This window comes from Streptomyces sp. NPDC045846 (assembly GCF_056431605.1).
The window spans coordinates 188,413-207,622 of the sequence record NZ_JBWKKJ010000013.1; the positions used below are offsets into that span (position 1 = coordinate 188,413).

Below are 19,210 nucleotides of genomic sequence, written 5' to 3' on the forward strand. Positions count from 1 at the left end.
GAACTTCCATTAGTCCTATGGAATTCGGTGCCAAAGTCCCGCGCGCAGATCAATGATCCAGGGAATCCTGAGCGGGCAGGTATCCGAGATGCTGTTCCCACGTCACATCGAGACGGCCGGGAACGATGACATCCATCTCCGGATAGCCGAGATCCGCCACCACAGCGTCGTAGACCGGGGTATCGCTCGGCGTGGAATGGAGAGCAGGCCACCAGCGGCCCGGGCGACCTTCGAGATTGTTCATGGCGTCGGCCTTCTGTCGGTCTGGGGATTCTGACAGTTGGCGAAACCATACCGCCTTTCGCGTACCAGAATTCCGCGCCGAGGAAACTGTGACCGTGCGGGCACGGTGGGTGTGGGATTCCCTGCCGGTAAGCCACATTAAGAGTTTTTAAGAAGTCGTTAGACCACGCCTAAGCCTGGGTGCGCCACACTTGTTCCCATGAACTCGACAGCGGAACTTCACAGCGCTCCGACGGGCGAAATGCAGCAGCCGGTTCGGCGCACCGTGCTCGTCGCCGATGGTGATCAGGCATTCCGTACCCGGCTGTGCCGTCTTCTGGAAGGTCTGGGATACGACGTCGTGGCCGAGGCGTCGAGCGCCCTGGAAGTGACGAAGCTCCTGCGGAGCACCGAGCCGGAACTCCTCGTCATGGACCTGCAGTTGGCGCGGTCCGTCGGGTTCCGCACCGACCGCCTCGGCGGTCTGCTTCGCCGGCCCCCCAAGGTGGTCCTGCTGACCGGCGACGCCGGGAACGAGGGGCTGGAGGAGGCGCTCGACGCCGGGGCGCGCGGGTTCATCACCAAGGACTTGGACGCGACCCTGCTCGACTCCGTCCTCGGCCACGTGCTCTCGGACGGCTGCGCCATCGCGCCGGAGCTCTTCGAAGGCCTCATGGACCGGCCCACCGGCTCCCGCACCCGCTTCACACGCGCCCACCCCCGGGTCAGCCTGCTCAACGACAGCGAGCGCCACGTCCTGCAACTGCTCGGCTGCGGCTTCGAGAACGCCCGTATCGCCGAGGAACTCCACCTCTCCCGCGCGAGCGTGAAGACGTACGTGTCCCGGCTCCTCGGCAAGCTGCACCTCGAAAACCGCACCCAGGCCGCGCTCGTGGCCAACGAGACGGGTCTCGCACGGCAGGTCGCCGTCGCCGCATAACCTGGGCAAATACCAGTACTTCATGACATTGAGGCGGTGATCGAGGGTGGCCGAGCAGCAGTTGCCGTCCGCCGGAGGGCAGCGGAAGCGCCCCCCCGGTGAGACGGCTTCCGGCGATGGGACGACGGTCTACGAGGCGGGCCGACCGCACGGCGCCGACGAGACGGCGGTCATTGGTGCGGAGCAGCCGCACGGCGCCGACCGGGCGCCGGACTCGGGCGCGATGCGAACGAACGGCGTCGAGGACACGGCGGAGTTGGCGGCGGTGCAGCCGCACAACAGCCGTGGGGCGACGGCGTACGACACCGAGCAACCGCCCGGCGCCGACGACACGATGGTCTTCGACCCGGCGCACTTGCACAGCAGGCGCCGCCGGCCGCGCGGCGCGCGTTGGCGCATATCCGCGGGTGTCGCGGGGGCCCTGGCGCTCGCGGGCGCGGGCATCCTCGTGTTCGGGGGAGGCGGGCCCGATAGCCTCGCCGCTCTGATGGGATCGTCCGGCCACGGAGCCGGAGCCCCCGACACCGTTCCCTCCACCACGCCGTCCACCGCCGAGGAGCAGGCCCGGGCCGCGGGGCAGGCTTCCCCCAACGGCTCGTCGGCGAAGGGCCCGACTACGCCGGGGCATCCGAGTGCCTCCGGCACGTTCCGCTCCACACCGTCCGATCCTGGGACCGACGGACAGCACGGCCCGAGCACCGGTACGGGTGCGGACCCGTCCGTCTCGCAGTCGGCGTCCAGGTCCTCCCACCCGACCTCGCCGTCCCCTGCGCATTCGGACGGGCCGGCGGTGCCGGCCTGGGAGGCGAGTGATTCCTACAGGGTGGGGGACCAGGTGAAGTACAACGGCGCCGTCTACCGGTGCAGGCAGAGCTACGTGGGACACGGCGACCCGAGTTACATCGAGTCCGAGGCCCTCTGGCAGCGTCTGCGTTAGCGAATCCGCCACCTGTCGAATTCCGGGCTCGGCATCCCGAACTCCCTGTCCGTCAGGTTGAGTTCATACGCGAGGACCGCCGCCTGGGTGCGGTTCTGCAGGTCCAGCTTGCGCAGGATGCGGGAGACGTGGGCTTTGACGCCGGAGACGGACAGATAGATCCGCCCGGCGATCTGTACGTTGCTCAGTCCCGCGCCGATCAGCGTGAGCACGCACCGCTCCTCTTCCGTCAGCCGGCCGAGCAGCTTGGCGCGGTGCACGCGGCCGCGGGCCGTGCCGCGCGACGCCTTCTTCACGATGAGGCCCAGTACCTCGGCCGCGACCAGGCTGACGCCGTTCATGACGCTCTCCATCGCGCTCTGCAGCCCCGCCGGCCTGACGTCCTTCGTCAAGAACCCGCTGGCTCCGGCTTCCAGGGCCGCCAGCGCCTGGTCGTCGATGGTGAACCCGGTCAGCACGATGACGCGGGGCGGTCGGCTCAGCCGCGTCAGCCGCCGGGTCGTCTCGACCCCGTCGATGTGCGGCATGCGGAGGTCCATCAGGACCAGGTCCACGCCGTGTTCGCGTGCCTGCGTCACCGCCTCCGGGCCGTTCTCGGCCACGGCCGCGACCGTGAACCCCGGCACGGAGTCGACCAGGCAGACGAGGCCGGAGCGCGCGATCGCCTGGTCGTCGACGACGAGGACGCGGGCGTCGGTGTCCGCGGCAGTGGCTCCTTCTTCGCGGCTCATGGGTTCAACAGGCCTATTGGTCGGCGGGGACAGCACACCGGAGCCGGGTTCGTCGGCGCAGGACCGCGGGCGAGGAGGCAGGGCATGGACATCACCTTCCGGGAAGACGCACGTCGGCGGCACCGCCTGCCGTACCCGGACGGGTCCGGCGAACAGCCGTATGAGTGGGTAAACCCTCTCATGTTGCAACCATCTCCGCTCCAGGAGGTCCCGGTCAGGGCCGGTCCGTCCTCAACATCGGCGTACGCGGCGGCTGTTCCGGCGGGCGGCTCGCGACGTGACCTGTCTCACGCTTTAGATGGGCTTAAGGAGGTTAATGGCTACATGTCTGTATTGATGTCGAATGCTGGCAATTGACGCTGTGTCATGCCGGGTGGAGAGTCGGTCCCGGTCACCCCTGCCGCCCAACTCACCCTGTTTCACCAGGAGATCTCGCATGCGCACGCCCGCAGCCCTCGCCACCGTCGGTGTCATGGCTTCCCTCGTCCTGGCGCCCGCCCCCTCGGCAACGGCGGCGCCGCAGTGCGGGACGAACCCGCTCGGGATCGCCGGGAAGTACGCCGAGTTCGTCGAGAGCGACGCCACGCGGTACTCCGACTCCGAGGGCGCCGTGGCCGTCGGAGGAGACGCACACTTCGGCGACGGCAGGACGGGCCAGGGCTTCTCCGTCGGAGCCAAGCTCAGCGGAGACGACCTCGGCGCACTCCCCAGCCACAACTCCCTCGTGGTCGGCGGCACTCTGAGCGCCAACCAGGTTGTCCTGCGGAAGGGCTCGGGTGTCTACGGTGAGCTGCGTGAGACGAACCGCCCCGGCAGCTTCGCCATCGACGGCCCGCACGCCCAGGGCAGCTCGCCCGTGAACTTCAAGCGCGAGTTCGCCGCGCTGCGCGCCAACTCCACGGCCTGGGCCGCCCTCAAGGACAACGGCACGGTCGCCCGCCCCACCAACAGCGAGGCCCTGCTCCTGACCGGCACGGACCCCGAGGGCAACGTCTTCACCGTCAACGCCGCCGACCTCCAGCAGGCCAACCGCATCGCACTCAAGGTCCCCGCCGGATCCACCACCCTGGTCAACGTGCTCGGCGCCTCGTACGACATGGCGGCGGCCTCGCTGAGCGGCGTCGAGATATGGGACCCGGCGAGCAAGGCGTTCGTCCTCGACGACTACGCCGCGGGATCGGCCGCGTTCAAGACCCTCCGGTCCAAGCTGCTGTGGAACTTCCCGCATGCCATCTCGCTGGTCAAGAACAGCGCCTCGTGGCCCGGCACGATCCTGGCCCCCGACGCGGCCGTGCAGCTGGGCAGCACCAAGACGGGGCCCGGCCACGTCAACGGCGCCGTCATCGCCAAGAAGCTGACCTCGGTGCCGGGCGCGGAGACGCACCAGATGGCCTTCTCCGGCTGCCTTCCCGCCGGCCAAGCGCCGTCGAAGCCGCTGCCGCCCGCCGCCCACCCCGCACCGACCGGGACCGCGCTGCCCCCGCTCGCCGCCCCGAAGTCCTCCGGGACGAGCGGCAACAAGCCGTCGGCGTCGTCCTCGCCGGCCCCCACACCGTCCGCCTCCCCCACGCCCACCCCCGGCACCGACGGACACGGTCGCCTCGCCATGACGGGCGGCGGAGTCGACCCGCTGTTCGCGACGGGCGCCGTCGCCACGCTCCTCATCGGAGCCGCGTGCACGGGGTACGCGTTGATCCGCCGCCGCTCCTCGCGCCGCTGACAGACGGCGGACACAGCCCGCCGTGCGACGGTCGGGCGCGCTCCGGCCGCCGTCGGCGCCCGAATGATCAACCTTTACCGGTACCAGTCCACCTTGGCGGGCAGCGCCTGGGCAGGTCCGCCTCCTAGGGTCGGCCTTCCGTGGGCGGCGGGGAAGAACCGGCCGCCACGTGCCCCCCACCCGCCTCGCGAAGGATCTCTCAGACCAATGAGCCGAAGCCTGTTCGAGGAACGACTCGAAGTGGCGGAAGAACGGCTGCGCCGCCTCTACATGGAACGCGAGGACGGCGGCCCGTCGGAGGACTCAGCGGCCCAGCCCGCCGAGAGCCACGCCTGGCCCGGCGACGCACAGCTGGCGCTGCGCAAGGCCGAGGGCGACCGGCTCGCGCACCTGGTCAGGGAGTTCGGTCTCTCGGAGCGGGAGACCGACCTGCTCATCACCTGCCTGCTGCCCGAACTCAAGCCGGTCTGTGGTGCCGCGTTCCAGTTCCTGAGCGGCCTTCCCACCTCCCGCCCCTCCGTGTCGGTGGCCCTTTCCGTGCAGGGCATCGCCGTACCGGACGCCATCGCCGACGGCCTGCTGCGCCGGGGCTCCGCGCTCTTCGACACTGGCCTGATGACCTGTCAGAACCCGGAGGCATCGTTCCCGGAACGGGTCCTTGACGTCACCGACCGCGTCCTCGACTTCCTGGTCGGCCGCGAGCGGTGCGAGGCCGCGAACCGCCGACTGCACCTCCTGCCGCCGCACCCCGACGATACCGACCCCCAGCACGCCAAGGGCCTGGACACCGCGCTCGGCGCCGACCCGCACCGGACCCGCTACCTGCGCCAGGGCATCCACGGCGAGGCACTCCCGGCGAGCCGCGCCGCGCTCGCGGCGACCGGCCTCGTCCCGCTCCTCCTGGACCCCGACGCCCTCACCAGCGGCGGGGCCTCCCCTCAACAGCTCGCCGCCGAGGCCACGTTGGAGGCGAGGCTGCTCGGCGCAGCCGTCCTGCTGCCCCTCGCGGCCCCGGCCGCCACCGAACCCGACCAGGCCGACCTGGTGCGGCGCCTGGTGACCCAGCTCGCCGACGAACCCGTACCCCTCCTCCTCTACGGCAGCGAGGCCTGGGCAGCGTACGGATGGGACACGCCCCAGCCCGTCGAGACGGACCTGCGCGCCGCCGGCGCCCGGCGCCCCGGCGACCAGCTGAGCGCCGCCGCATCGGTCTCCGTGGAAGGCATCCACCGCGCCTCGGCCCTGCACGCGACCAATGCCGAGATGCGGACCGTACGGAAAGCGGCCCGGCAGCGCGCCGCCGGCGAACTCGGCGGCCTGGCCCGGCACATCGTGCCCGAGGTCGGCTGGCAGGACCTGGTGCTGCCGACGGAGGTCCGCACCCGCCTGGACATGCTGGTGGCCCGGGTCCGCCACCGCGAGACGGTGTTCGGCAGCTGGGGACTGCGCAGGGGCGGCGGCCGAGGCAGGGGAACCGCCGCGCTGTTCGCCGGCGAGTCCGGGACCGGCAAGACGATGGCGGCCGAGGCCGTGGCCCGCGAACTGGACCTCGACCTCTACGTCATCAGCCTGCCGTCCATCGTGTCGAAGTACATCGGCGAGACCGAGAAGAACCTCGAACGGGTCTTCTCCGCCGCCGAGATGCTCGACGCGGTCGTCCTGTTCGACGAAGCCGACTCGATGTTCTCCAAGCGCGGCGAGGTCAAGAGCTCCAACGACCGCCACGCCAACATGCAGAGCGGCTACCTGCTGCAACGCCTGGAGGCCTTCAACGGCCTGGCCATCCTGACCACCAACCTCCGCTCCAACATCGACGCCGCTTTCACCCGCCGCTTCGACGAGGTCGTCCACTTCGAGAGCCCCGGCCCGGAGGTCCGCGCCCAGCTGTGGCGCTCCCTGCTGGGCACCGCGGCCCCCGAGGACGCGTGCCTGGACACCCTGGCCGAGCACTACGACCTCGCGGGCGGCAGCATCCGCGCGTGCGTGGAGAGCGCCGCGTTCGCCGCGGCGGCGGCCGAGCGCCCGGTGTGCCGCGCGGACCTGTTGCGGGGGATCGAGACGGAGTACGGAAAGCTGGGACGGTTCTTCGCACCGGTCAATTGAGCCGCGAGAGCCTCACATGCTGCGGAACGTGATGTCGCCGGGTTTCCTGCGGGCAGGGCGGCTTTGTCTCTCAATTCGGCGTCGCCGGCTCAGGCGTCGCCGTGACCCGTGATGATGCTCTGGTCCAGGGGGCGCCTTACCGGAGTTCTCTCAGGTCACGGCCTCGGCGGTAGCCGAATAATAACTCTCTGACGGAGTATCAGCTGACTCTGAAGCTGAACGGAAGATCGGCCTTTGGGAGGGCAGGCCGCAGCATCCGGGCCGCTTGCGGACTGGATGACGGTGAGACGGGCGGTCAGGCTGACGTGGGTGTGAGGGTGACTTGGTGGCCGAGGGCTTGGTGCTGGCGGACGAGATCACGGATCTTGCGGGCGGCATTGAGGTGACGGCTGTGCCTGTCGGCGCTGGGTTCCTGACAGGAGGCGTCCGGGTCGTTGATCAGATGCCAGGCGATGACGAGCATCGAGCGAGCGACGTCCCAGGGCTTTGGCATGACCGCGGCGCTTGACTATGTAGCGGTAATGGGCGCCGAGGAAGGTGTCGGTGTGGGCGGTGGCGTTTGCGGCCTCGCCCAGCGCCCCCTTGAGCCAAGGGTTGTCCTGCCCGGCTGGGCCCGCGGTGTTCTTCGCTCCGGACCGGATGGCGCGCGGGAGGGGGGCTCATATCCGCGCCGATCTCGGCGAGGATGATCTGCGCTACGGTCGGTCCGATGCCGGTAACGGCATCGAGACGCTCAGCCAGGGCCCGCGCGCTCACCACGATGGCTGGCACGTCCGCGTCGGCCGGGTCGTCTGGCGGGGCGATGATCTCCTCCAGTGTCTGGGCGATGAGCCGGTCGAGTTCGTGGATCTGGGCGGTCAGGTGGTCGATGGTGGCCAGCAGCCCCCCGAGCAGGCGGGCGTGGTGGTCCTCGAACTACCCCGTCAAGGCCTCGGCCAGGGCCGCCTTCTTCTTGACGAGACTGCCCTGGGCGAGCTCGGCGAGGGTACGGGGATTGCGTTCCCCGGCGACCATGACCATCATGGCCCGCCCGGACTAGCCGAACAGGTCGGAGACAGCTCCGGACAGCTTGATCTGCGCATCCTGCAGAACCTTGTCGACGCGGTGCTTGTGCCGGGTGCCCTCCTGGACGAACACGGTGACCTTTGCCGAGGGCACCTTCCACATCCGCCCGGCACAGCTCCCCGCGCGATGGCCACCTTCCGCAACCGCGCCTCGACCTCATCCGCCAGGTCGGCTGGACCGACATCGCAGCGCTACCGACCACTACCAATCACCCCTGCGACCTGCGCTACGGCCAAACTCCCCCCTCGGGCTCCCCTCCCCGACCACGATCGACCGCATCCGACGCGGTCACAGTGAACCTCTTTCATCCTGCTCCTGAGGAGTGAAAGTGCCTGGTCAGAGGGGTGGGTGACATGGCAGAGCCCCTCGTCGTTGGGGTGGTGACATCACTCAACACACCAGCGGCCGGGGGGCTCTGTTGGTTCCGTATCCTGCCATGCTCGATGTGCCGTACGAGCTTGTTGAGCATGTCTCATGGCTGCTGTACGCGCGGAGGCGTGAACTGGGCTCGCGGTGGCGGAAGTTGGGTTGCTTCAAGCAAGCTCTGCTTACGCTGGCGCATCTGCGGAAGAATGAGACGTTCGCCCAGGTGGGAGCCGGGTTCGGCGTCTCGGAGGCAACCGCCTGGCGCTACGTCGACGAAACACTTGACGTCTTGTCCTCCTGGACACCAGGACTCCATGAGGCCCTCGCGGGCCTGGGTGAAGGCGACTTCGTCATTGTTGACGGCACCCTGATCCCCACCGACCGGATCCGTGCAGATGAGCCGTACTACTCGCAGAAGCACAAGAAGCACGGTATGAACGTGCAGGTCATCGCCCGTCCGGACGGCACACCCCTGTGGCTCTCCCGTGCTCTTCCGGGCCGGACCCACGACCCGACCGCCGCCCGCGCCCACGGCATCGTCCAGGCCTGCCTCACCCGGGAGGTCCTGATCCTCGCGGACCGGGCCTACCAGGGCGCCGGCGCGACCGTCCGCACCCCGTACTACCACCACCGCGAACAACCCGAGCACTACCAGCAATACAACCGTGACCACGCCCGTCTGCGTGCACCTGGCGAGCGCGCCTTCGCCCGACTCAAGACATGGCGCCTCTTCCGCAAGGCACGTTGCTCAACCAACCGCATCAGCAGATGTGTCGCCGCCGTCCACACCCTCCTCACCTGCAGCTACTCAGGATGAAAGAGGTTCAGTGAGGCAACTCACCGAAGCTAATTACTGATGGCGACAAAGAGGCCACCGGTAGGCTTTTGAAATGCGTGCACGCCTGCCTTCCTGAATGTTTCGGAGCGGGACCCGAGGCCGACTCCGTCGCCCACATTGATCCCCCTGGTGAGATCCTTCGGTATTTCGATGATCATATGCGTCGTGTTGTAGCTGAAGTCTGCGAGAGTCTCTCCGGTATCTATCTGAATGACAGAGAAGGAGTCCGAGAAGGTGTGTTCGGGGAACATTCCTGCCCTTATTTCGAACTGCCCGTCCGGCACGGTCTCGGTCTGGCCGAGATGGGGCCTGTCCTTGAACTGGAGAATCCTGATGTCGTGTCCGGAGTTATTTCTGATTCCGACCTTCGTCTTGCCCTTGGGGTCGGGCTGCACATGGCTGCGGGTGGGCTTGGGCGCATTGAGTTTGGTTTCCACTTGGTAGCAGTGGAGCACCGCATTCTTCAGAAGGTTGATATCGGTGTTGGTGAGCTCACCGAACTTGCTGATCGCCGCGTGAATGTCGCCGTGGACGACGCTTTTTACGTTGTCGTAGCCTATCTGCACGAGGGAGAGCAGAGGATTTACCCCAATTTTTCCAATATATGTGGGATCCCGGTCGCTAATGATCTTATGCCAACCCTGAATGAAGCTGTCGCCCTCGACATAGTGCAGATAGCTGAGCCCCTTCTCTACGGCTGTCGCCTCTGCGGGGTAGTTCTTCCTGAGTATCTTGAGGTCGCAATGGGCGACTCGGGCAGCCAGCCCCACACCGAGGTAACCTCGGTGGACTGGTCCAGCCGAGAACGTCAGCTTGACTGCGGTGATCCAGCCCTGGCGTGCCCGTGCGGTACCGCCGAAGGTAGTGACGATCTTGCGGTGCAGGGCGGGGAGGCCGGGAGTGAAGCGGAACGCCGGGTGGAACCTGAGGTCGGAGCGCAGATCGCTGTCCTCCACGATGCCCTTGGACACCAGGTCGGAGTAGGAATCCGTGTCCTCGAACTCGCGCCCCTGCTCATGGATCTTCTTGTGCAGCGCCGCCAGTTGTTTGATCGCCGTGAGCGAATGATATGTCAGCTTGTCCGGCGTCACCTTGGCCATGTCCGTAGGGGTGGAAATCTTCTGCTCGAAGAGGAGAGCACCCTCGGCCCCGGTGTGTGAAACCAGGTCGTTCACGATTTGGGGGGCCTCGCCTGGGGTCCATACGGACCCCAGAATTCCGGCGAGATGTTCTGCGGTCGCACGGGCAAGTTCGTAGTCGTCCGGAACTCTTGACTTCCAGTCATTGGGGACACCCTGGACGCGGAAATGGAAGTCGTGGTCGAATATTTGGGTATCCCTGTCCCAGGTCTCCTTGAAACCCCTTCTATCTCGCTTCAGGATTTTCGGACCACCTGAGCTCTGCGAGCTGCCCACTGTTGTCAAAGAACGAACTCCGGTGTCGGCCTGTGCGGATCCGGCGGAAACTGCTGTGCCTGTGCCAGATTCATCCGTGACCAGAGGGGAGCCGCGGTAGGTCGTGGGCTGGCCGGAATTCAGGCTTCCGTAGGCCCACAGCCCCAGGTTCAACCAATCCCTCAACGACTTGACGCGCGGAACGAAAGGCTGCTGCGACACGTCGCTCCCGCCCCCCGCGCCCGCCTGGATCGTGTTGAGCTCTGCCCTTTCCTGCTCCTCCTTCCTGTCCCGCTCTGCGATCCTCTCCCTCCGGGTCTGATGCTTGGCCTTGAAGGCGGGGGGCATACGTGTCTCCTTTCACCGCCAAGGGAAACACCTCCTTGGCCCTTACAAATTTCTCAAAGATTCTGGTTCGGAGGTGAAGGAGGAGATATTCGGCAGTCCAGCGTTCCTCTTCCACCCCTCCTGATTGTGCCGTTGGTGGCACGGCGAATCATGCCGCAAAAGGTGGACGGCGAAAGTCGAAAGTTGATGGCGAGTCACAGGGAAATCCCGGCAGGCTGAGCCCGGATCTGCCGGCCTGATTGTTGTGTGATCGTTTCGGGTCGTACAGGGCCTGTCGGGGCTGAGGTGCGGTTTCGGGCGCGGCGGGGGGCTGATCCACCCGGCCTTTCCGTCTTTCCACAGGTCTCGGCCCCCTCCGGGGAGTTTCAAAGAGTCGGTGGCGCGTGCCCGATGCTGAAGAGCTGGGTGAAGTCCGTGCTCCAGGGCCAGTGTTCGGTTAGGAGCAGGGTGAGGCAGCGGGCCGAGTGCGCCAGGCGGGCACGTTGATCAGATGGTGGCGGTGGTCGCTCCGGCATGGACGTTCCGGCCAGGGCGCCGACGCCGCTGGTCAGGTTGTGCGCCAGCACTGTCAGGGCGAGCCACCCGGCATCGGACTCTAAATGCCCGGACGGCGCGTGGGCGGGGGCACTGTTCTTGGCATCGGCGATCACCTGCTCGACGACGGCGTGCCGTCGGTAATCACGCTCGGCCTCGTTCAAGGAGAGCGGGGAGTCGGTGAAAGCGACGGAGTAACGCCGGGCGTCAAACAGCGTGCCCTGTCCGGGGGGCCAGTGCCCATGCGTCTGACGCGTCGCATGATCAGGCGGGCAGTGACATGCTGTTCTTCGGCCTGGAAGTGATGGCGGTGTAGCCGGTCTCAGCTATTTCAACGTCGGAGATCCAGCACTCGCCTTCCTCGTCCTAGACTCCGTCCGGGGCCGGTGTCCGCCTCGGACACCACGAGTCCGCCGGCCACGCCAAACAGACCAAGGTCAGGCCCGGCAACCCCTACCTCAAAGGCACGCCGGGCATTGCCGCATTGAGCGCGGCAAAGACCAACAACAACTCTCTGTTAGCCCGTTACAAACGGCTGACCGCACGCCGCGGCCCGCTCGGGGCACTGGTTGCCGTGGAGCACTTCATCATCACCGCGGTCTGGCACCTGCTCACCGACTGCCTCCCCTACCACGAGCTCGGCGGTTGCTACTTCACCCGACGAGCCCCCGCACGGGCCACCTGCCGGGCAGTGAACCAGCTCGGCTACACCGTCAATCTCAACCCATCGAGACAGAAGCCTGACCCAGCACAGCTACCACCCCGCAGCTTGGACCGGCCGCCGGGTACGAGAACTGCCCATGAATCCATTGAAGACGAGCGCCCTTGTAGTCGAACGTCAGCATCAGTCACTCTCACTTCTCGCACCCGGCCCGGAGGTCAGGCGATCTCCTCCACCCGGCGGCGGGGCCGGGCGGTGCTGCGGGGGCGGGGCGGGCGGAAGGGCTTGTCCTCCGGGGCGGGCGGCTCCATGGTGCGAGCCCGCAGGGTCACGCTGCGGATGGGCTCCGTCTCCACCTTCGTGCTCGGTTTGGCGACCGGGATCGTCACCAGCAGGTCGAGCACCGGCCGGGCCGGGGTGCCGAGCCCCGACCAGAGCTTCATGGCCATCGGCTCCGTGCCCTCGGGCGTCTCGCGCAGTTTCAGGGTCAGTGGGCCGGTCGGCGTGCCCGACTGAGGCGTCAGCTGGTCGGTGGCGACACACCACTCCAACAGCGAGCCGAACAGGAGGTGTTCGTCGCGCGGCGAGTGGCCCCAGACGGTGAGGGCGTAGCCGAGCTTGAAGTGGCGGGCGGGCGGGGTGTAGCCCACCACGAGGCCATTCTCATCGATGATGCTGGTCTCGCCGGACTGCCGCTGCGCGGCGTCCTCCTCGACGCTGTGCAGAAACAGGTTGACGCACAGCCCCGAACGCCGGGCGGCCCAGTCCGAGTTCGGCGTCTCGAAGACGACCTGGGCGTTCACGCCGCGCAGGGGACCCTGGCGCAGCTCCTTCTCAAGGGTGTCGTCGACACGCTGGACGATGCTCACCTGGTCAGCTCCTGGTCGAGGGGGTGGGGTTGGGATTGGCTCCGCCGGAAGGAGGTGTCTCCGGTTCGGCGTTCGGGCCCTTGAGGGGGATCAGGTCGCCGGTGAGCACGACGGTCGCCAGACAGTCGGTCGGCCCGGCGGGGGCACCGGAGGGGGTGGGAGCGACGCCGGACGGTGCCGGGCAGTCCAGCTGCAGCACGACCTTCTCGCCCTCCTGCAAGGACACGGGCGTCGTCAGCGGGAAGTCCTTGGCCGCGGCCACCGACTGGGTTACCAGGCGTTTGTTGTCGGCTGTCACGATCAGGTTGCCGGTCGCCGGGCCCGCCCCGGTGATCCCGAGTGCCTTCAGCACGAGCCGGTAACCCGGCGGGACCTTGTACTCGGCCTTGAGCTTCTTGGCTTTGGAGCCGGCGGCCAGCGACACTCCGTCGAGCGGCTTCTTCTTCAGCGCACCCGCGTCCTCCTTCTCCTTCTTCGCCTGCTCCTCCTGCTTCTTCTGGTCGTCCTCCTGTTTCTTCTTCGCGTCGGCCGCCTTCTTCTCCTCCTGCTGCACCGCCTCCACCTGCGAGGGGCCTTTGGCCGACTCCGTCTTGACCGTCGGCTTCTTGCCGCCGACCGGGGACAGCCACAGGGCCACCGCCGCCACCGCCACCGCGGTCAGCGCGATCAGGGCCTTCAGCGCCCGCTTGGGCAGGATCGGGCGCTGGCGGTGGACGAACTCGGCCGTCCGTTCCTCCTCGTCACCCCAGCCGCCCCGGACGCCGAGCTTCCAGTCGGCCACGGTGCCGACCGGCACCGGACTGGTCACGCGGATGCTGAGCCCGACGCGCGCTTCCTCGCCGGCGTCCAGCGCCAGCCGGGTGCGGCGCAGCTTGGTGCGCAGCGGGGCGTCCGGCGCCTCTGGTGCAAGGTGCAGCCGAAAGGTCGTGGTCGCGTTGCCGGTGTTCTCCAGGAGGATCAGATTGGTGCTCCACAGGGCGCCGCCCACCCGGGGGCGCACCGGCTTCACGTCCAGGTCGCGGAACTCGCCCACGCTCAGCTTCGCTTCGGGCACCGCCACCGCGAGGGGGTCCTCGACGGACGCGACCTGGACCGCGAACGTCAGCGGGCCCGGCGGCAGGTCGCTGTGGCGGGGCAGCGTGAGCGGAATGTTGATCTTCTCGTGGTTGCCCGGGTAGACGGGCAGCTGGCCGAGGTCGGCCTCGGTGTTCGGCCACTCGGCGGGCGGCCCGATCAGCGTGAGCCGGTAGGCGTCGACGATCCGGCTCTCGTTCCACACCCGCAGGTGCGCGGTGAGCGAGTCGCCCGGAGTGATCACCTCGTCGGGCACGGTCAGTTCAGCGCGTACGGTCATGACGTCTGCCGGCTGAAGAACTGGATCTCGGCCATCGCCACGGGCGTGTCCGGCTTCAGGCCGGGGGCCACCGCGTCGATCCTGACCTGCACCGAGACCACGTTGTCGATGCCCAGGTCGAAGCGCTGCGGGCCGGGCTGGCCGCCCAGGGTGATCTGCTTCTGGACCGGCCCCTTATCGGTCGTGTTCGCCGTCACTGTGATCTTCGTGGGCCGGCTGCTCTCGAAGAACTGCGCGGGTGTCTTGGCTGCGCCGTTGATAAGGGACAGGGCGGTCAACCGGAACGGGGTCTGGAACGTGGCCGTCCAGGCCTGGCCCACCGCAGCGTCTCCCGTGCCCTGCGGAGCCCAGGCCTTGTTGTCGACGCCGTCGTGCGCGAACTGGGCGTCGAAGCCCTTGGCCGAACTGGTCGCCGACACGGACGTGGGGGATTCCACGTACTGGGTCGCGAAGCGGTCCTTGACCAGCGGAACGGCGCGCTCGGCGGCTGCCGCCACGCCGCCCATCGACATCCCGGCCGCCAGACAAACGGGCAGCGCGGCCAGCGCCATGGACCAGCGGTGGTCCCAGTGCCACACCCTGGGCCGCTCCAGGTAGTCCTTGCGGAACTGCTCCCAGCGGGTGAGCTCGGGCGGCTCGGGCTCCGGGCGCAGCAGGGCGCCGCACGGGTGGCAGTAGGTACGGCTCTCGGCGTTGGGGGCCTGGCACTCCGGGCACAGGAGCAGATGAGGCATGCCCTCCGACGGGGTCGGTGCGTTGGCGTGCGCGGGGCCGGTGGGTTCCTCGGGGAGCGTGGCCCACAGGACGACTTCGCCGTCGATCACCTGGGTCTGCGCGGCGGCCGGGTCGGCCTGGGCGGCCGCGGTGTACGGGCTGTCGGCGGGGGCGTACAGACCGGCCTCACCCGGGGTCGCGAACTGCGGCTGCCGCGGCGGGGTTTTGGCGGCCGGGGGCACCGCGTAGAGGTCGGGCGCCGGGCGGCCGGGGTACGCGGAGAGGCCCTGCGGCCGCACGGGCTCGGCGCGCAGCCCCTCCGGCATGCCGGTGCTGCCTCCCCAACCCCCTTTGGAATAGCCGCTGTTGGAGCTAACCACTCCGGCCGAGCCCCAGGTGCCCGGGGCCGGGGCACTGGAGGAGAAGGGGCCGGGGACCGCGCCACCGGCACCCGTACCCGCGTATCCGGTTGGTGCGGAGGGGCCCTGCTGGGTCTCCGGGTACAGGGCGCGGATGTCCCAGTCCCGCGCGCCCGAGGCGCCGGTGCCCGCGGGGTCACCGAATCCGGGCTGCTGCGCCGCCGAGGCACCAGCGGTGCCGTACCCCGGCCCGGCCGCCCCCGCCGCGCCGGTGGCACAGTAACCGAACCCGCCGGTCGCCGACGCTCCGCCGGCGTAACCGGTACCACCGGCCGACGCCGCATGGCTGGAGTCCGTGGCCCCGTACGCCGGGCGAGCCATGGAACGGCCGGAGTCCGCGCTGCCGGCCGTGGCGGCCGGGCCGGGCTGCGACGGTACGACCGGATTACTCCCGGTCCGGTCCCACCCCAGATACGCCCCGCACGAGACGCAGAACATCTCACCCGGGTAGGCCACCACTCCGCAGCCGTGGCACATGTCCTGCTCGTTCGGCACATGCCAACCCTGGTGACCGGACGAAGCCGTTCCCATCAGTACGCACCCCCCGCCGAGCCCCGCACGAGCAGCGGGTCCTCGTCGTCCTCGATCGTCACCTCGGCGCGGACGTGCGCCGGGATCCACTCCCCGACCAGTTCCGTCAGGTCGTCCACGACACCCGGGCGGCTCGCGACCGTGCCGTACGGCAGGATTACGCGCACCCAGGCGCGCGGTCCGGCCGGGCCCGGCCCCCGGACGGCGGGGTCGTCGGGCCCGGCCGCGCAGTGCGTGCCGCCCGACTCGGTCAGCTCCAGGCGGCCGCCGAGCACGTACCGCACGAGCAGGTCCAGGCCCGCGGCGGTGCCGCGAAGGCCGTGCAACTGGTGGCCGAGCAGCAGTGCGTTGCGCCGCCCGGTCGCCCCCACGCACGCGGGCAGCGCCGTGTTGGACCAGCTCAGCATCCACGTCACGAAGTGCTCGGGCGCCGTGCGCGGGCTGAAGTACGCGTCCAGGCAGTCCAGCGTGGTGATCAGGGGCGCCAGGGCGTCGTCGAACCCGGCGATGAAGCGGTCCGCGAAGTCCCCCTGCCGGTAGCTCTCCGGCAGGATGGCGCGCAGCGACCGGCTGCCTGGCACCAGCGGGGGCGCCGGCGCGGGTGCCGCGGCGGCCTGCGGCGGTGATTCCATCTCTCGTCCCATCCGTCTGTCCGTCACGAGGGCCCGTTCAGCGCGCGCTCTTGACGGCGACCTGGTGGCGGAAGGAGAGGAACAGCGTCGCGGGACCGACGTCGATCCGGTCGGTCGCGGGCTGCCGCTCGCCGGTGCCGATGTCGGCGGGGTACATCTCCAGCTTGGTCACCGACTCGACGTCCTCGCAGCGCGCGGCGACCGCGTACAGGTCGCTCAGGCGCAGCGCCCGTCCCAGCGGCCAGCCCGAGCGGTTGTGTTCGCCGTCCCCGGACGGCAGCGGGCTGAGGCACTCGTACAGCGCCCGCAGCACCCGCTCCTTGACCTCGGTGCGGTCCGCGCCCCTGGCCGCCTCGATCTCGGCGACCACGGTCACGCCCTGGTAGGCGGGCCCGCTGACCGACACGACGACACCCATGGGCCGGGCCGCCTCCACCGCACGGGCGGTCGAGGCGAGCATGGCCTCCGAGGGCACCAGCTCGCGCCAGCTGTCAGCCTCGCGCACATCCCGCACCTGAGGGACAATCAGAACTCTTACCAAACCCGCTCGGTCGGAGTTCTCGGGCTCCGCCACGCACTCGATGCGACCGGCTTCGCGGCAGGCCGCGGCGGCGACAGACTCGTAGTCCTTCGCGGTCACCGCGCGGCCCTGGGTGCGCAGCCAGTGCCCGGCGCGGCGGCGCATGCTGTCCACCGACTCGGCGTCCACGCCGCCCGTGGCGGGGGTACGGTTGTCGACCCGCGAGACCAGGGCGAGCGGGCTGCGCAGCACGGTCAGGGTGTTCGCGGCGACATTGCCCTCGCGTCCGCCGCCGCGCCGGTAGGCACCGGCCGTGATCCTGGCGCCGATCTCGGGCACCGCGCCGTACTGCCGCATCTCGCCGTCCGGCTGGCGCACCGACGGGCCGAACCGGACGGTGCCACTGGCCTCGTCCACGGTGATGTGCCGGTCGGTGGGGGAGGACTCGGTGAAGGAGGGCACTGCCTTCCATACCTGCCGGCCCGCCTTGGTCTCCACCGCCACCGCGCGCAGCGACCCGGCGACCACGGGTGTGCGGTGCACGGTGAAGGACTGGCCGGGGGTGCCGTCCGAGACGCCCATCTCGTCGTGCGGGATGGTCTCGCCCTCAAGCGCGGTCGTCGTCCCGCCCACCGTGTACGCCTCCAGGGCGCTGATCCTGGGCGATGAGGAGTACGGCGGCTGGCCCGGGCCCGCCCCGGTGATGCGGCAGCGCAGCCAGCCCGCCCGGCGGCGCCCGATCAGCGAGGCGGCATGGCCGTCGGGCAGGTGCAGCACGATCTCACCGGGCCGGTTCAGACCGCCCGTGGCGTCGCTCTCGACCTCGCACTCCACCCAGCCGTCCCCGCACCAGGCCTCCCACACCCGCGGTGGGCGCCGGGGGTCCACGCCGACGCCGTCCATCGCGCACTCCACGCGCAGCGCCACCGCGCACCGGGGCGCGGCCTGCGACAGGCCCACGAACAGGGCGTCACCGGGGGAGGGCTGGCTCGCGAAGCAGGTCACCGGCTCGCCGGACAGGAAACGCTCGGTGACGAGTTCGGGCGCGTGCCCGGCCGCGGCGGAGCCGATGTGGCTCAGCGTGGTCGGCACGATCGCCAGCTCACGGTTCACCGTGAAGATCCGCGCGGGCGCGCTGCCCGAGCGCGGGGTGGCGACCTCCGTACCGGCAGGCACCGCCACGTCGGCCTCCTGCGGCGCCGAAAGGCGGAACGTCAGCTCCGTACGCGCGGCCTGCGGGGCGGTGAGCTGTACGCCAAGGAGGTCGAGGAACTCCAGGTGGACCTTCTCCGGAATGCGGTTGACCCGGTAGGACAGCTGGTCGACCATCTGCGCGAACGCCTCGATGAGCGCCACACCCGGGTCGGAGACATTGTGGTCGGTCCACTCCGGGCAGCGCCGCTGGATGAACCGCTTCGCGTCGTCGACGAGATCCTGGAACCGGCGGTCGTCCAGATGGGGGCTAGGCAGCGACATCGGTGTCCCTCCTCTGCTGGGGGTGCGGTCCCTCGCCGTCGCGGGCGGGTATCACATAGAACGGGTAGACAAGGTTGCGGCGGCTGTTGGTGCCGGCGAGCTGGTAGGCGATCTGGATGTCGAGGACTTCCTGGCGGTCCGCGGCCTGGATCACGGTCACGTCGTCCACGACGATCCGCGGCTCCCACCGCTCGAGCGACCGGCGCACCTCGTAGGCGATGGCGCCGCAGGTCGCCGCGCCGAACGAGCCGAAGACCCGGTCACGGATCGCGCACCCGAACTCCGGTCGCATCGGGCGCTCCCCGGGCTCGGTGCCGAGCACCAGCCGGATGGCCTGCTCGACGTCGGCGGCGCCCTCGGTCATCGCGATGCCCCCGGAGGGGCTCACGCCGAGGGGGGCGGACCAGCCACGGCCGAGGAAGAAGTCAGACATGACGCTCAACTCCCGTCCCGAGTACGGGAGTTGGGCGGAGCTCGCGGCTCACGCTCGTGGCGCAGGGGAAGGGGATCGGACCGGACATCGCGCTCAGCTCCCGATCATGACGGTCGGGCAGCCCATGGCGATCATGCCGCCGCCGCAGGCGATGGTGTCGCCCATCGCGGCCGCCGGCATGCCGTTGATGAGCACCTTGCGGACGGCCACCACCGGTACTGGGAGGATCGGCGGGATGTGCAGGGGGCCCACACAGGTCGCGAGCGACCCGGCGACGGCGGCCGGCTGCCCGCCGATGTGGACGGTGGCGGCCATCGGGGGGCCGGTCACCACGCCGGCGGCGGCGCCGTGGATGGTGGGGTCGCCGATGCGTGCGGCGGGAGGCATGTCGGGTCTCCTTTCC

17 protein-coding genes and 1 pseudogene are annotated in these 19,210 nt (G+C 69.2%); 5 read left to right on the plus strand and 13 right to left on the minus strand.

The window, feature by feature from the left end; translation table 11 throughout:
- Positions 1-49 precede the first annotated feature (49 nt).
- Positions 50-244, minus strand: coding sequence for a hypothetical protein (locus AC07F3_RS32365; protein WP_479118039.1), 195 nt, complete (start codon positions 242-244; stop codon positions 50-52).
- A 198-nt stretch (positions 245-442) separates the two neighbouring features.
- Here AC07F3_RS32365 and AC07F3_RS32370 point away from each other — a divergent pair, with 198 nt between their 5' ends.
- Both AC07F3_RS32370 and AC07F3_RS32375 read left to right on the plus strand, forming a co-directional pair.
- Positions 443-1,162, plus strand: a complete 720-nt coding sequence (locus AC07F3_RS32370) for a response regulator transcription factor (protein WP_479118040.1) — start codon at positions 443-445, stop codon at positions 1,160-1,162.
- A gap of 46 nt (positions 1,163-1,208) precedes the next feature.
- Positions 1,209-2,099, plus strand: coding sequence for a carbohydrate-binding protein (locus AC07F3_RS32375; RefSeq protein WP_479118042.1), 891 nt, complete (start codon positions 1,209-1,211; stop codon positions 2,097-2,099).
- Here AC07F3_RS32375 and AC07F3_RS32380 read toward each other — a convergent pair.
- Complete coding sequence (locus tag AC07F3_RS32380) at positions 2,096-2,830, minus strand: response regulator (RefSeq protein ID WP_479118044.1); 735 nt, start codon at positions 2,828-2,830, stop codon at positions 2,096-2,098. The genes AC07F3_RS32375 and AC07F3_RS32380 overlap by 4 nt on opposite strands.
- Positions 2,831-3,266: 436 nt before the next feature.
- Between AC07F3_RS32380 and AC07F3_RS32385 the strand changes: the two genes are divergently transcribed.
- Both AC07F3_RS32385 and AC07F3_RS32390 read left to right on the plus strand, forming a co-directional pair.
- On the plus strand, positions 3,267-4,550 hold the full coding sequence (locus tag AC07F3_RS32385) for a choice-of-anchor A family protein (protein ID WP_479118045.1): 1,284 nt from the start codon (positions 3,267-3,269) through the stop codon (positions 4,548-4,550).
- Between the two features lie 207 nt (positions 4,551-4,757).
- Positions 4,758-6,653, plus strand: a complete 1,896-nt coding sequence (locus AC07F3_RS32390) for an ATP-binding protein (RefSeq protein ID WP_479118046.1) — start codon at positions 4,758-4,760, stop codon at positions 6,651-6,653.
- Between the two features lie 295 nt (positions 6,654-6,948).
- Here the strand turns inward: AC07F3_RS32390 and AC07F3_RS32395 are convergent, their stop codons facing one another.
- Together AC07F3_RS32395 and AC07F3_RS32400 are read right to left on the minus strand one after the other, a co-directional pair.
- On the minus strand, positions 6,949-7,146 hold the full coding sequence (locus AC07F3_RS32395) for a hypothetical protein (protein ID WP_479118048.1): 198 nt from the start codon (positions 7,144-7,146) through the stop codon (positions 6,949-6,951).
- Positions 7,147-7,688: 542 nt separating this feature from the next.
- The gene (locus AC07F3_RS32400) at positions 7,689-7,811 is read right to left on the minus strand and encodes a hypothetical protein (protein WP_479118050.1); all 123 of its coding nucleotides are present in this window, start codon (positions 7,809-7,811) and stop codon (positions 7,689-7,691) included.
- A gap of 284 nt (positions 7,812-8,095) precedes the next feature.
- On the opposite strand from AC07F3_RS32400, the pseudogene AC07F3_RS32405 reads away from it, so the two are divergent.
- Positions 8,096-8,901 (plus strand): annotated as a pseudogene (locus AC07F3_RS32405) (transposase family protein).
- Positions 8,902-8,930: 29 nt separating this feature from the next.
- Here the strand turns inward: AC07F3_RS32405 and AC07F3_RS32410 are convergent.
- The 9 genes from AC07F3_RS32410 to AC07F3_RS32450 form a co-directional block, all read right to left on the minus strand.
- The gene (locus AC07F3_RS32410) at positions 8,931-10,664 is read right to left on the minus strand and encodes a hypothetical protein (protein ID WP_479118051.1); all 1,734 of its coding nucleotides are present in this window, start codon (positions 10,662-10,664) and stop codon (positions 8,931-8,933) included.
- A gap of 365 nt (positions 10,665-11,029) precedes the next feature.
- Positions 11,030-11,362 (minus strand): hypothetical protein, encoded by a 333-nt coding sequence (locus AC07F3_RS32415; RefSeq protein WP_479118052.1) that lies wholly within the window; start codon positions 11,360-11,362, stop codon positions 11,030-11,032.
- A gap of 715 nt (positions 11,363-12,077) precedes the next feature.
- Entirely contained in the window at positions 12,078-12,728 is a 651-nt protein-coding gene (locus tag AC07F3_RS32420; protein WP_479118053.1) for a Pvc16 family protein, read from the minus strand.
- Between the two features lie 4 nt (positions 12,729-12,732).
- Complete coding sequence (locus AC07F3_RS32425) at positions 12,733-14,082, minus strand: COG1470 family protein (protein WP_479118054.1); 1,350 nt, start codon at positions 14,080-14,082, stop codon at positions 12,733-12,735.
- Positions 14,079-15,710 (minus strand): NADase-type glycan-binding domain-containing protein, encoded by a 1,632-nt coding sequence (locus AC07F3_RS32430; protein ID WP_479118056.1) that lies wholly within the window; start codon positions 15,708-15,710, stop codon positions 14,079-14,081. Before AC07F3_RS32430 ends, AC07F3_RS32425 begins: the two co-directional genes overlap by 4 nt.
- 35 nt (positions 15,711-15,745) lie before the next feature.
- Positions 15,746-16,390, minus strand: a complete 645-nt coding sequence (locus tag AC07F3_RS32435; protein ID WP_479118057.1) for a hypothetical protein — start codon at positions 16,388-16,390, stop codon at positions 15,746-15,748.
- 25 nt (positions 16,391-16,415) lie between these two features.
- Positions 16,416-18,374 (minus strand): putative baseplate assembly protein, encoded by a 1,959-nt coding sequence (locus tag AC07F3_RS32440; RefSeq protein ID WP_479118058.1) that lies wholly within the window; start codon positions 18,372-18,374, stop codon positions 16,416-16,418.
- A complete protein-coding gene (locus AC07F3_RS32445) occupies positions 18,361-18,807 on the minus strand; it encodes a GPW/gp25 family protein (RefSeq protein WP_479118059.1) in 447 nt (148 codons plus the stop codon). The genes AC07F3_RS32440 and AC07F3_RS32445 overlap by 14 nt, the downstream gene beginning before the upstream one ends.
- Positions 18,808-18,900: 93 nt before the next feature.
- A complete protein-coding gene (locus AC07F3_RS32450) occupies positions 18,901-19,194 on the minus strand; it encodes a PAAR domain-containing protein (protein WP_479118061.1) in 294 nt (97 codons plus the stop codon).
- Positions 19,195-19,210 lie beyond the last annotated feature (16 nt).